This is a genomic window from Phytohabitans rumicis, from assembly GCF_011764445.1.
GTDB classification, from domain to species: domain Bacteria; phylum Actinomycetota; class Actinomycetes; order Mycobacteriales; family Micromonosporaceae; genus Phytohabitans; species Phytohabitans rumicis.
In genome coordinates, this window is the sequence record NZ_BLPG01000001.1 from 8,604,604 (window position 1) to 8,616,528 (window position 11,925).

The following is an 11,925-nucleotide window of genomic DNA, read 5'->3' on the forward strand; positions in this document are numbered from 1 at the left end:
GCGTACATTACGCTCGGCCCGTGCTCTACCCACCGGAACGCCTCGCCGGCGCCCAACACGCCATCGCCGCCGCCGGCCTCGACGCCCTGCTCATCACGCCCGGCTCCGATCTGCGCTATCTGACCGGGTACGACGCGCACGTGCTGGAGCGATTGACCTGCCTGGTTGTCCCGGCATCCGGTCAATCGACGCTGATCGTTCCACGGTTGGAGCGTCCGGCGGCGGAGACGTCCCCGGCGCGGGGCACGGGGGTGCAGATCGTGGACCACGTCGACGGCTCCGACCCGTACCCCTTGGTGGTGAAGGCGCTCAGCGGTCGCGGCAGCGGAGCAGGAAACAAGAGTGGACCGGTAGGTGCGGTCGGGCTGTCGGACCGGATGTGGGCGATGCACGCCCTCGCGCTGCGCGACGCGCTGCCGGGGGCGCGGCAGCGCCTGGCCGGCGAGGTGCTCGCGCCGCTGCGGATGCGCAAGACGCCGGCGGAGGTGGCGGCGCTGCGCGAGGCCGGCGCGGCGATCGACGCGGTGCACGAGCGGATGGGCGAGTGGCTGCGGCCCGGGCGCACCGAGGCGCAGGTGGGCGCGGACATCGCCGGGGCGATCCGGGACGCGGGGCACGCCACCGTGGACTTCGTGATCGTCGCGTCCGGCCCGAACGGCGCCAGCCCGCACCACGGCACGTCGGACCGGGTGATCGCGGTCGGTGACCCGGTGGTCGTCGACATCGGCGGCACCATGCCGTCCGGCTACTGCTCGGACTCCACCCGCACCTACGCGGTCGGCGCGCCGCCGCCCGACTTCGTGGCCTACTACGAGGTGCTGTACGCCGCGCAGCGGGCCGCCGTCGCGGCGGTGCGGCCGGGCGTCACCGCGGGCGCCGTCGACGCCGCCGCCCGTTCCTTGATCGACGATGCGGGGTACGGCGAGGCGTTCCTGCACCGTACGGGGCACGGGATCGGGCTGGACGGGCACGAGGAGCCGTACATCGTGGCGGGGGACGAGCGGGTGCTGGAGCCCGGGATGGCGTTCTCGGTGGAGCCGGGCATCTACCTGGCCGGCCGGCACGGCGCCCGCATCGAAGACATCGTCGTCTGCACCGAGGCCGGCGTAGACCGCCTCAACACCCTCCCCACCGAGTTGGTCGCGCTCTAGCCCCGCCCGAGCTCGTCGATCGTCCGCCAATTCCCCGTCGATCAAGGGCAAACGGCCGTGGTTTGATCTCCAATCCACGGCCGTATGCCCTTGATCGGCGAGAAATCCCTTGATCGGCGCACGAGGAAGGCGCCGGGCGCCCTTGCGCGTCGATCATGGGCTGTGCGGCGTCATCGGGCCGTTTTCGTGTTGCAGAGCCCATGATCATCGCTTGGAGCGCGGGGCAGAGGGCAAGGGGTTAGATCCAGCCGGATTCTTGGGCTATGCGGATTGCCTCTATGCGGGTTCTGGCGCCCGTCTTGGCCAGGATGCGGGAGAGGTAGTTGCGGACGGTGCCGGCGCTCAGGTACAGGCGCTGCGCGATCTCCTTGGCGGGCGCGCCGTCGATGGCCATGCGGAGCACCTCGCACTCCCGGTCGGTGAGCGGGTTCTCCCCGGCGGTCAAAGCGGCCACCGCGACCTCGGCGTCCAGGACCGGCTCGCCGCGGGCCAGTTGCCGGACGCTCTCGATGAGGTCGAACGGGGACGTCTCGGCGCCGAGCAGGCCGACCCGCGGGGCCAGCCGGGCGAGGGCGCGGCCGATGCCGGCGCCGGAGTGGCGGTCGAGCAGGATCAGCACGCCGCACGCGGGCAGGGCGTCGCACAGCGCGGGGCACAGCTCGGTGACGGCGAGGGTGCCGGGGAGCGCGACGTCGAGGACGGCCACGTGTGGGCGGTCGCGCCGGGCCGCGGGCAGCACGTCGTCCGCGTGCGCGAGCTCGGCGACGACGTCCAGGTCGTCTTCCGCGGACATCACGGCGGCGAGCGCCTCGCGCAGTAGCCGGCCCCGCTGGCCGAGCAGGACTCGAATCACCCGCCGCTCCCGGTAACTGACAGCGATGAAGCGAGTACAGATTAGCGGCCAGCGGGGCCGCGACTAGCTAGATGCGGGAGTCGGGAAGGCGACGGGACTGCGCAGCCCGTCGCGGTCCACGGCGCGTACGCCGAAGAAGACGTTGTCCTTCGACAGGTCGATGGTGACCGTGGTGACGTCGCCGACCGGGATGACGTGGGTCCACTCGGGAGCGGTGGTTTCCCGCCACACCACCTCATATCCGGCCAGGTCGGGCTCGGTGCCGCGCTGCCAGCGCAGCGTCGTGTCGTTGGTGAGCGCGGCCGTGAGGATGTTGGCGTTCTTGGGGTACCGGGGGCCTGGGCGAGCGACCACAGGGTCGCCGCGTTGACCTTCGCCACCCGCGCGATGAACCCGAAGTCGCAGAACTCCGGCAGGTCGCCGTACTGCACGCCGCCCTCGACGCGGACGTCCTGGTGCTGGTGGCGGAAGTCCTCGTTCGGCTCGGTGAACCGGGCCGCCGGGTAGCCCTGCTGCAGGTACGAGATGTGGTCGCTGCCGCGCAGATAGCGGTCGCGGCGGTAGATGACCCGCACGTCCATGCCGGTCGCGTCGTTCTCGGCGACGTCCTGCACGAAGCGGGCCAGCTGGCGCGAGGGCGAGTCGTTCTCACCCCCGACGGACTGGCGGACCGTGGCCTGCGCCGGTGTCTCCGACGTGGGCACGCCTTCGGCGAACAGCCGGACGGTACGCGGGTCGCGGGTGCCGTCGTCGGCCGTGCTGCTGCCGACGATGTCGTTGCTGAACATGCCCTGCACGTCGGCGCCGGCCGCCTTGTACCGCTGCGCCTGGAACGCCGAGCCGAACAGCCCCTGCTCCTCGCCGGCGACCGCGGTGAACACGATCGTCGCCTCGGTCGGGCGGCCGGCCAGCACGCGGGCCAGCTCCAGCACGACGGCCACGCCGGACGCGTCGTCGTTGGCGCCGGGCGCGTCGGCGGTCGCGTTGAGCACGTCGGTGACGCGCGAGTCGTAGTGACCGGAGATCACGTAGACCCGCTCGGGTGCGGTGGTGCCGCGCAGGGTGGCCACCACGTTGGTGATCACCGTCGGGACGGGGATGCGCGGCCCCGGCTGCTGGACGTACGACTGTTTCTCCACCGTCATGCGGCCACCCGACGCGGCCGCGTACCCGGTGAACTGGTCGAAGATCCAGTCCCGCGCGGCGCCGATGCCGCGGACCGGATCGTCCTGGCTGGACAGCGTGTGCCGGGTGCCGAAGTCGGCCAGGCGGCGTACCGCGGCCTCGATCCGGCTCCGGTCGATGTCGTCGAGCAGCGCCCGCAGGGCGCGGCTCGGCCGTTGGGGTTTGCTGGGGCGGCCAGGCCCAGGGGGTGTCCCTGAGGCGCTGGCGGGTGTCGCTCCGGCGATCAGCGGGACCGCCGCTGCGGCGGAGGCGGACACCATGAACGCCCGTCGAGAAGTGTCCATGTCTGGATATCCTAGGCGTGAGCTAGGCTGTCCGCGTGCCCGACGGTGACGAGTCCTGGTACCGCAAGCTCGACCTCGACTCGCCCAGCCCCGCACGGGTGTACGACTACTTCCTCGGCGGCAGCCACAACTTCGCGGTCGATCGGGAGATGGCGGCGCGGCTGTCCGCGATCAAGCCGAACCTGGGCGACACCATGCGGGCCAACCGGGCGTTCCTGCGCCGGGCGGTGCGGTTCCTGGCCGAGGCGGGCGTGCGGCAGTTTCTCGACCTGGGGTCGGGCGTGCCGACGGTGGGCAACGTGCACGAGATCGCGCAGAAGCACGCGGCCGACGCCCGGGTGGTGTACGTCGACATCGACCCCATCGCGGCCGCGCACAGCGCCTCGATCCTCGCCGTCGACCCGCAGGCCGACGTGATCCGGGCCGACCTGCTGGACGCCGACCGGGTGCTCGCCGACCCGACCGTGCGCGGGCTGATCGACTTCGCCGAGCCGGTGGCGGTGCTGCTGGTCGGCGTGCTGCACCACCTGCCCGGCACCCGGCCGCTGGACGCGGTGCGGCGGTACCGGGACGCGATCGCGCCGGGCGGCTACCTGGTGCTGTCCGTGGCCACCTTCGAGGGGCGGCCGGAGAGCGAGATGGAGCCGTTCAAACAGGAGTACGACAAGGCGTACGGGCGGGGCGCGGACACGATGACGCTGCGGTCCCGGGCCGAGGCGCTGGCGTACTTCGACGGCTTCGCACTGCTCGAGCCGGGGTTGGTGCTCACCACGGACTGGCGGCCGGAAACGGACTGGCCCACCGGCCCGATCCACACGTACGCCGCCGTCGGGCGCAAGCCCTAGTCCGTGCTCGTCACCCAGGCCAGTGCGCCCGCGAGGTGGGCGCGGAAGGCCGGCTCCTGGTACGCCTCGATCGTGTGCCCCAGCGCGGTGTAGAACGCCCGCCCGCCGGCACGCTCGTGGCACCAGGCCAGCGGGTGGTCGGCGCCCATCCGGCCACCCTCGTACGACGACTCGTCCGCCCGCAGCAGCACCCGGGCGTCGGGGCGGGTGCGGAAGTCGTACCACTCGTCGACGCGGGACCAGGTGGCCGGCAGGTGGGCCGTCGCCGTGTGATCGTTATCGGACACCGTGACGGCGCCGGGCTGCACGGGCGGGTGCTGGTCGAAGTACGCCCCGACGAGCGCGCCGTAGAACGGCCAGTCGTACTCGGTGGCGGCGGCCGAGTGCACGCCGAGGAAGCCGCCGCCGGCCCGGACGTACGCCTCGAAGGCGGCCCGGCCCGGGTCGGTGAGCACGGTGCCGTTCGTGTTCAGGAAGACGACGGCGTCGAACCGGGTCAGGTTGGCCCGGGTGAACGCCTCCGGGTCCTCGGTGGCCTCCGTCGCGAAGCCGAGGGAAGCCAGGGCGGCCACCCCGGCCGGGATCGAGTCGTGCCGGAACCCGGTGGTCCGCGAGTAGACGAGGATCATGCCGCGACGACGGCGTCGGCCGGCAGGGTGTCCATGAACGAACTGACCGAGAACACCGCGTTGCCGGCGCCCGGCGGGCCGTACCCGGGCGGGGTCGAAAGGCCGTTGGCGTCCATCGTCGCGCGGTACGCCTCCAGCAGGCGGATGTGGTACTCCAGCGGCGCGCCCTGCGGGTTGGTGCGGCCCAGCGGCGTGGTCGGCTCCGGGCACCAGGTGGTGAAGCGCGGCAGGATGCCGCGCGACATGAAGTACTGCAGCCCCTCTGTCGTCGACTCGATCGCCTCGTCGACCGTGCGGAAGCCGAACGGCTCGGCCATCTCGATGCCGGCCACGAAGTTCGGGATGACGTTGCGCGGGCCGAAGACCTCCGCCGACTCCAGGATCCGCCGGTGCCACTCCGCCCGGCCCACGTAGCGCTCCTTGCCCGGGCAGTGCAGCTCGAACAGGCGCTTGTCCCACACCTCGTAGTTGGGGTGGTAGATCCGGATCCCGTAGTCGTGGAACCGCTGCACGTCGGCCCTGGGCAGCGCCTGGGCCACCACCTTGCCGATCCACCGGCCGGGGAAACGCTCCTCGATCGCCTTGGCGTAGCGCCCGTAGAAGTCGGCCTCCGCGAGCCCGTCGACCTTCGACGTCACGCTGCCACCGGTCAAGGTGTACGCGTGGGAGGTGCGCCCCGTGTCGTACCGGTCGATGATCTCCAGCGCTTCGAGCACCTCGGCGACCGGCTTGACCCCGGTGTACGGCCGTCCGGCCGCCTTGTGCTGGCGCCAGTTGTGGTTGATGTCGCAGTACTGGCACTCCTCCTTGGCGCCGAAGTACTGGCAGACCCGGAAGACGGTCAGGTAGATCAGGTAGCCCCACTGGATGGTCGGCGCGACCTCCATGACGGACTTGCCGTTGGCGAGGGTGTGCCGGTAGTAGTCGGGCATCGGCGGCAGCCCCACGTCGGCGATCGCCCGGCCGTCCAGGAAGAGCCGGGCCACGCCGTCCTCGTCCGCCTTGACCGTGTACGGCGAGTCCGGGTTGACGCGTACCGAGACGACGGTGCGGCGCAGGTCGTACGGCCCACCGGTGAGCACGACCTCCTCCGGCGGGCGGCGCAGCGCCGCCGCGCCCAGCTCGGGCAGCGTACGGTGGTCGAAGGAGAAGATGAAGTACGACTTCGGCTTGACCTGCCCGTCGTCGCCGTCCGTGAGCACCGAATCGTCGAAGGCGATCCCGCCCCGGAGCAGGTCTTCCTTGATCACAGCCTCCCGCGGGATGTGCGGGAAACGGCTCATCAGGTCTTCGATCAGCTCGGTGCGCATGGCCTAAGCCTCCCACCTCGGCGCCGGGAGGGCCGCCCGCATCCGGCCGGCGTGCCCACGATCACGCTCCATCGAACTTTTCGCCCCCGGGATTCGTACTCATTAGGTCTTCAAGGAGGAGGAACGGTTGGCCACGAAGCGCTCGACTTGGCAACTCCTGCGCGGCCACGCGTACTCACCGTCGGTGGACGGTGTGGTGAGCGTCGGGCTGGGTTATGCCGCGATGGACCCGTACGCCGTACACCTGATCGTGAGCGCGGACCACACGGCGGCATCGTGCTGGGTCTTCGCCCGCGACCTGCTGATCGCGGGCCTGACCGGCACCGCGGGCGTCGGCGACGTGCTGGTCGGCACCGAACCCGGCGGGAGGGTGGTCAGCGTGACCCTGCGCAACGGCCGGGACGTGCTGGAGATCGACCTGCCGCGGCTGCCGCTGTGCCGCTTCGCGGCCGACATGCTGGCGATCGTCCCGCGCGGCGCGGAGCAGGCCCACATCGACGTCGACGCTGAGCTGCGCTCCCTCCTCGCCTAGGTGCAAGGAAGGGCACCCTATTAGCGCTTTTTGCATAGGAGGGGGCCCTTCCTAACCGCCCGGTGGGGGTGGGAGTTCGCCGGAGCCGCGGATGATGAGGCGGACGGGGAGGACCACGCGGCGGGGCGGGCCGTCCGCGCCGTTGATCCGGTCGAAGAGCAGCTCGGCGGCCTGCCGGCCCATGCCCTGCGGGTCCTGGTAGACCGCCGTCACCGGCGGGTTGAGGCTCTCCGCGCCCTGGAAGTCGTCGAAGCTGACGTGCGCGACGTCGGTGCGGTCCTCCTGGTGCAGGGCCCTGACCACGCCGAGCGAGGTGCGCGCGTTCGCCGAGATCACCGCGGTGGGGGACGGGTCCGCGTGCAGCATGTCCACCATCGCGGAGGTGGAGTTCTGGGCGCCCATCGCGTCGACCCGGACCAGCCGCTCGTCGACCGGCAGGCCGGCCTCCAGCATCGCCGCGCGAAAGCCCTGGTAGCGCAGCCGGGTGGTGTAGATGTGCAGCCGGTCGCCGATGAACGCGACCCGGCGGTGCCCGTGGTCGATCACGTGTTTGGTGGCCAGCCGGGCGCCGCCCTCGTTGTCGGCGAGCACGGTGTCGGAGTCGTGCTGGATCGGCGGCCGGTCCACGAACACGGTGGGGAAGCGGGCCGGCCCGTGCCCGAGGTAGGAGTGATCGCCCGAGGTCGGCGTGATGATCAGGCCGGCGACCCGGCGGTTGGCCAGGCCGTTGACCACCACCCGCTCGTTCTCCGGCGCGTACCCGGCGCTGGAGATCACGACGAACATGCCGCGCTCCCGGGCCAGCTCCTCGACCGCGCTGGTGACCTCGGCGAAGAACGGGTCGGCGATGTTCTCCACCACCAGGCCGACCGCGTCGTCCCGGCCCACGCGCAGCGACCGGGCCACCGGGTTGGGGTGGAAGCCCAGCTCGCGGATGGCCGCCTGGACCCGCTCGGCGGTGCCGGGGGCGACGGCCGGGTCGTCGTTGACCACCCGGGAGACCGTCTTGGCGCTCACCCCGGCGAGGATCGAGACGTCGCGGAGCGTGGGCCGGCGGGACATCAGGCCCCCAGGCGGGCGCCCGCGAGCGCCGCGGCCAGCTCCCGCGCCCGCGCCGGGTCGACGCCGCCGGCCAGTTCCTGCTCGACGGACGCGGTCGCGGTCGCGACCGCGAAGACCACCGCGTCGATCCCGGTACGCCCCTCCTCGAACGCCTCGACCAGGCCGCCCACGAACGAGTCGCCGGCGCCGATCGGGTTCACCACGTCCACCCGGACGGTGGGCACCCAGGCGACGTCGGTCGCGTCGCCGTAGGCCGTACCGGCCGCGCCGGCGGTCACCGCCGCCGAGCGCGCGCCCCGCCGGCACAGCTCGCGCACCGCTTCGGCAGCCCGATCTGGTACGTCAGGGTCGTCCTCATGTACCGATTCCTCCTCGTGCCCGGCCAGCACCCCCTCGGCCTCGGCCAGGTTGGGCGTGACCACGTCCGGGCCGGCCGCGAGCGTGCCGGCGAGCGCGGACCGGGCGGCATCCACGACCACCCGTACGCCGGCGTCGCGCCCGATCCGGGTGAGCCGGCCGTACCCGTCGTCCGGTACGCCCGGGGGCAGGCTGCCCGAGCAGACGAGCGTGGCGTGCCGGCCGCTGGCCAGCTCGGCGGCCAGCGCGTCCTCGTACCGGGCCCATGCCTCGGCGGAGATCTGCGGGCCGGGCTCGTTGAGCACTGTCACCCGGCCGGAGTCCTCCAGGTAGATGGTGGCCACCCGGACGTCGCCCGGCACCGGCACGCCGGCGAACTGCACCGGCTCCGCGGCGAACAGGCGCGCGACGGTGTCCGCGTCCGCCTCCGGCTGGAAGCTGACCAGGGTGGCCCGGCGCCCGAACGCGGCGGACACCCGGCCCACGTTGAGGCCCTTGCCGCCCGCGGTCACCACCGCCCGGTACGGCCGCAGCACGCTCCCCGGCCGCAGTTCCGGCAGCCGGACCGTCCGGTCGACGGTGATGTTCGGCGTCGCGATGAGCAAGGGTCCTCCAATGAAAAGCCGATGGCAGGCTACCGGGTCAGGACTGCGGCGATCTGGCGCGCCGGGGGCGCGGTGGTGTCCACCACGACGTGCGGCACCCGCGGTGGGTCGAGGGCGCCGGAGCGCAGGAAGCCGTCGACGTCGGACAGCTTGCGCACGTCGCGCGGGGCGCCGCGGGCGGCCAGCCGGCGGGACACCTCGGCCGGCGGGCAGGTGGTCCAGGCGAGCACGACGCCGCCCGGGGCGTTCAAGCGGTCCTTGAGCACGGCCCAGGCGCCCGGGTCGGACCGCTCCGCCGTGAACGGCGCGACCAGCACCACGGACACCCCGGCGGCCAGGCACCCGGTGGCGGTGTCGAGGAGCGCGTCGTAGGTGGCGGTGCGGGTGGCACCGCGTACCCGGGGATCGTCGAGATCGCCCGGCGCGGCGCCGACGAGGCCGGCCACGACGGCGGTCAGCGGCCCGGTGAGCACGTCCTGGTCCAGCGGCGCGGCGGTGGCCGCATGGGCCAGCGCCGCGCCGAACGTGCTCTTGCCCGTCGCCGGCGCCCCGGCCACCACGTACGCCCGGGCGTCCATGCCTATTCCCCGTACGCCTCGTACCAGGTGGGCGTGATCGCGCCCGCCGGCACCCGCTCGGCCCAGGGGCGGCCGTGCGCGCGGACGATGGCGTTGAGGGCGTCCAGGCGCTCGCCGACGCGTCCCAGAGCGGCGGTACGCCCGACCGCGTCGCCCCAGACCGCGCGGCCGGCGATGTAGCCGCTGGCGCCGGCGCGGGCCGCGACCTCCATCTGGGCCGCGAAGTCGTCGAAGCCGGCGCCCTCGCTCAGCAGCACCCACGGGACGGTGGCGGCGGCGTCCAGGTCCCGGCAGGCGCCGGCCGAACCGGGGTACTGCATCTTGAGGATGTCCAGGCCCAGCAGCGTGAACTCGGCGGCGGACGCGACGATGGCGTCGGCCCGCTGGGTCTCGCCGGGCTCCTCGCCGGGCAGCGGGTACCAGATCGGCTCGACGATCAGCGGGAGCCGCCACGCGTGGCAGTCCGCGGCCAGGTCGGCGACCAGCTTGCGCTGCTCCGCGGCGGTCTCGGTCAGGTCGGCCCGGTAGAACAGGATCAGCTTGACCCCGTCGACGCCGAGCTTGGCCATCTTCTCCGGGGTCCACTTCGGACGCAGCCGGGTGGCGGTGTCCCAGCCGGGCGGCGTGTCCGGCCGGTACGCCAGCACCTCGATCGGGGCGACGAGCCCGGTGTCCCGGGGAGGGCGCCGGTGGCGATCGCCTGCCCGAGCGCGTACACGGGGTCCAGCAGCAGGCCGGACGCGTGCCGGGCCAGCGCGGCGCCGAGGTCCAGTTTGGACTCCACGGCGGTCTCGTACGACACCCGCGTGATGTCGGGGTCGAGCAGCGCCAGGTAGTTCTCCGGATGGTCGAGCGCGGCGACGCAGAAGAAGCCGTCGTCGGTGGCGAGGCGGGTCAGGCGGCGAACGATGCCGAGGTCCACTGTGGTCCCTTCACACGAGGTGTGGGGCCGGACGTCCCACGGTCGTCCGGCCCCACACGTTCAGCACTTGTCTTTGTAGATGTACTTGCTGACGTCGGGGTTGCTCATGTTGTCCTTGGTGACGATGAGGGACTCGGTGGCGATGCTCGCCGTCACCGTCTTGCCCTCGACCGCGGCGGCGGCCTGCTCGACACCCTGCACCCCGATGTCGTACGGCTTCTGCGCCACCAGCGCCTGCACGTCACCGGCCTCCAGCTGCTTGATCTGGTCCGGGCCGGCGTCGAAGCCGACGACCTTGACCTGGTTGCTCTTGCCCGCGGCGCGCACGCCGGTCGCCGTGCCCTGCGCGGAGAAGAGGTTGGTGGCGAAGACGCCCACGATGTCCGGGCTGCGCTGCAGTTCGGCCTGGATGATGCTGGCGGCCGTCTGCGGCGAGTTGTGCGAGTACTGGGTGGCCGCGGCGAGCGTGAAGTTGGTGTACTTGGTCTTCACGGCCTCCTCGAAGCCGGCCACCCGGGCGTCCACGGAGGACACACCGGGGTCGGTGGAGATGACGAGCACCTTGCCCTTGGCGCCGCCGAGCAGCTCGTTGAGCGCCTCGGCGGCCTTCGTGCCGCCGAGCTTGTTGTCGGTGGCGATCCGGGACGCGCCGATGCTGGTGTCGTCCACTGTGGTGTCCACGAGCACGACCTTGCTGCCGGCGTCCTGGATCCGCTTCAGCGGCGTGGCCGACGCCTTCACGTCGTTCGGGGCCACCAGCAGCGCGGCCGGCTTGGCCGCGGCCACCGCGTCGAGCAGCGGGTTCTGCAGGGTGGCGTCGAACTTGTCCGGGCCCTGCACTTGCAGCTCGACGCCGAGCTCCTTGGCCTTCTCCTGGGCGCCGCACTCCATCGAGATGTAGAACGGGTCGCCCTTGACGCCGACCATGAGCACGAACTTCTTGCCGGAGGCGGAGCCGCTGTCGCTACCTGTGCCCGAGGTGCCTCCGTCGTCGTCCGCGCAGCCGGCGGCCAGCAGCAGCACCCCGGCGGCGACTACCGCCGCGATCTTCTTCATGGGTTTCCTCCTGTGGGGTCTTTCCGTGGGTCGGGATTGCCTCAGCCCCGGTCGCGCGAGCGACGGCGGAGCTGGTCGAACCAGACGGCGACGATGAGCACCAGGCCCACCGCGACGTCCTGCCAGTAGGGCTGGACCCCCGTGATGACGAAGCCGTTCTTGAGCACCGCCGGGATCCACACCCCGATGAGGGTCCCGATGATCGAGCCGACGCCCCGAAGAGGCTGGTGCCGCCCAGGGCCACCGCGGTGATGGCCTGCAGGTTGTCGGTCGAGTGCCCGCCGATGCTGGTGGTGCTGAAGTACGCCAGCGACAGGAAGCCCGCGAAGCCAGCCGCCGTACCGCCGATGATGTAGACCTTGAGCAGGTGCCGCTTGACGTTGATGCCGGCCCGGCTCGCCGCCTCCGGGTTGGAGCCGATGGCGAACGTGTGCCGCCCGAACACCGCCATGTGCAGCAGCACGAAGCCGGCGGCGACGACGAGCAGCGCGATCGGGATGAGGTTGGGGATCCCGGGATCCACGAGCCGTGCCCGACCGGGTCCAGCGCGTACGTG

At 72.3% G+C, this 11,925-nt stretch carries 14 protein-coding genes; 3 read left to right on the plus strand and 11 right to left on the minus strand.

Annotated features, from left to right (window positions below; genetic code table 11):
* Window positions 1-20: 20 nt before the first annotated feature.
* On the plus strand, window positions 21-1,151 hold the full coding sequence (locus tag Prum_RS39000) for a M24 family metallopeptidase (RefSeq protein WP_173081842.1): 1,131 nt from the start codon (window positions 21-23) through the stop codon (window positions 1,149-1,151).
* Between the two features lie 238 nt (window positions 1,152-1,389).
* Here Prum_RS39000 and Prum_RS39005 read toward each other — a convergent pair whose 3' ends face one another.
* Entirely contained in the window at window positions 1,390-2,004 is a 615-nt protein-coding gene (locus Prum_RS39005) for a response regulator transcription factor (protein WP_246278395.1), read from the minus strand.
* A 41-nt stretch (window positions 2,005-2,045) separates the two neighbouring features.
* A complete protein-coding gene (locus Prum_RS39010; RefSeq protein ID WP_246278396.1) occupies window positions 2,046-3,473 on the minus strand; it encodes a M20/M25/M40 family metallo-hydrolase in 1,428 nt (475 codons plus the stop codon).
* 35 nt (window positions 3,474-3,508) lie between these two features.
* On the opposite strand from Prum_RS39010, the gene Prum_RS39015 reads away from it, so the two are divergent.
* Complete coding sequence (locus Prum_RS39015; RefSeq protein ID WP_173081844.1) at window positions 3,509-4,318, plus strand: SAM-dependent methyltransferase; 810 nt, start codon at window positions 3,509-3,511, stop codon at window positions 4,316-4,318.
* Here the strand turns inward: Prum_RS39015 and Prum_RS39020 are convergent.
* The gene (locus Prum_RS39020) at window positions 4,315-4,947 is read right to left on the minus strand and encodes a ThuA domain-containing protein (RefSeq protein WP_173081845.1); all 633 of its coding nucleotides are present in this window, start codon (window positions 4,945-4,947) and stop codon (window positions 4,315-4,317) included. The genes Prum_RS39015 and Prum_RS39020 overlap by 4 nt on opposite strands.
* Entirely contained in the window at window positions 4,944-6,257 is a 1,314-nt protein-coding gene (locus Prum_RS39025) for a radical SAM protein (RefSeq protein WP_173081847.1), read from the minus strand. Before Prum_RS39025 ends, Prum_RS39020 begins: the two co-directional genes overlap by 4 nt.
* 127 nt (window positions 6,258-6,384) lie before the next feature.
* On the opposite strand from Prum_RS39025, the gene Prum_RS39030 reads away from it, so the two are divergent.
* The gene (locus tag Prum_RS39030) at window positions 6,385-6,789 is read left to right on the plus strand and encodes an SsgA family sporulation/cell division regulator (protein ID WP_173081849.1); all 405 of its coding nucleotides are present in this window, start codon (window positions 6,385-6,387) and stop codon (window positions 6,787-6,789) included.
* A 51-nt stretch (window positions 6,790-6,840) separates the two neighbouring features.
* On the opposite strand, the gene Prum_RS39035 is transcribed toward Prum_RS39030, so the two are convergent.
* From Prum_RS39035 to Prum_RS55435, 7 genes are read right to left on the minus strand one after another with little or no spacing between them, the layout of a single operon-like run.
* Complete coding sequence (locus tag Prum_RS39035; RefSeq protein ID WP_173081851.1) at window positions 6,841-7,851, minus strand: LacI family DNA-binding transcriptional regulator; 1,011 nt, start codon at window positions 7,849-7,851, stop codon at window positions 6,841-6,843.
* Complete coding sequence (locus Prum_RS39040; RefSeq protein WP_173081853.1) at window positions 7,851-8,813, minus strand: 1-phosphofructokinase family hexose kinase; 963 nt, start codon at window positions 8,811-8,813, stop codon at window positions 7,851-7,853. The genes Prum_RS39035 and Prum_RS39040 overlap by 1 nt, the downstream gene beginning before the upstream one ends.
* A gap of 29 nt (window positions 8,814-8,842) precedes the next feature.
* Window positions 8,843-9,391 (minus strand): P-loop nucleotide/nucleoside kinase family protein, encoded by a 549-nt coding sequence (locus Prum_RS39045; RefSeq protein WP_173081855.1) that lies wholly within the window; start codon window positions 9,389-9,391, stop codon window positions 8,843-8,845.
* Between the two features lie 2 nt (window positions 9,392-9,393).
* Complete coding sequence (locus Prum_RS39050; RefSeq protein WP_246278397.1) at window positions 9,394-10,038, minus strand: beta/alpha barrel domain-containing protein; 645 nt, start codon at window positions 10,036-10,038, stop codon at window positions 9,394-9,396.
* Window positions 9,927-10,313, minus strand: a complete 387-nt coding sequence (locus Prum_RS52720) for a beta/alpha barrel domain-containing protein (RefSeq protein WP_246278398.1) — start codon at window positions 10,311-10,313, stop codon at window positions 9,927-9,929. The genes Prum_RS39050 and Prum_RS52720 overlap by 112 nt, the downstream gene beginning before the upstream one ends.
* A 60-nt stretch (window positions 10,314-10,373) precedes the next feature.
* Window positions 10,374-11,369, minus strand: a complete 996-nt coding sequence (locus Prum_RS55430) for an ABC transporter substrate-binding protein (RefSeq protein WP_173081857.1) — start codon at window positions 11,367-11,369, stop codon at window positions 10,374-10,376.
* Entirely contained in the window at window positions 11,278-11,820 is a 543-nt protein-coding gene (locus Prum_RS55435; RefSeq protein ID WP_371871413.1) for an ABC transporter permease, read from the minus strand. The genes Prum_RS55430 and Prum_RS55435 overlap by 92 nt, the downstream gene beginning before the upstream one ends.
* Window positions 11,821-11,925: the final 105 nt, after the last annotated feature.

Coding starts and splice junctions, on each gene's coding strand:
- Prum_RS39035 (WP_173081851.1), bottom strand. CDS start 7,851: ATGTCCCGCCGGCCCACGCTCCGCGACGTCTCGATCCTCGCCGGGGTG.
- Prum_RS39025 (WP_173081847.1), bottom strand. CDS start 6,257: ATGCGCACCGAGCTGATCGAAGACCTGATGAGCCGTTTCCCGCACATC.
- Prum_RS39010 (WP_246278396.1), bottom strand. CDS start 3,473: ATGGACACTTCTCGACGGGCGTTCATGGTGTCCGCCTCCGCCGCAGCG.
- Prum_RS55430 (WP_173081857.1), bottom strand. CDS start 11,369: ATGAAGAAGATCGCGGCGGTAGTCGCCGCCGGGGTGCTGCTGCTGGCC.
- Prum_RS39045 (WP_173081855.1), bottom strand. CDS start 9,391: ATGGACGCCCGGGCGTACGTGGTGGCCGGGGCGCCGGCGACGGGCAAG.
- Prum_RS39020 (WP_173081845.1), bottom strand. CDS start 4,947: ATGATCCTCGTCTACTCGCGGACCACCGGGTTCCGGCACGACTCGATC.
- Prum_RS55435 (WP_371871413.1), bottom strand. CDS start 11,820: ATGGCGGTGTTCGGGCGGCACACGTTCGCCATCGGCTCCAACCCGGAG.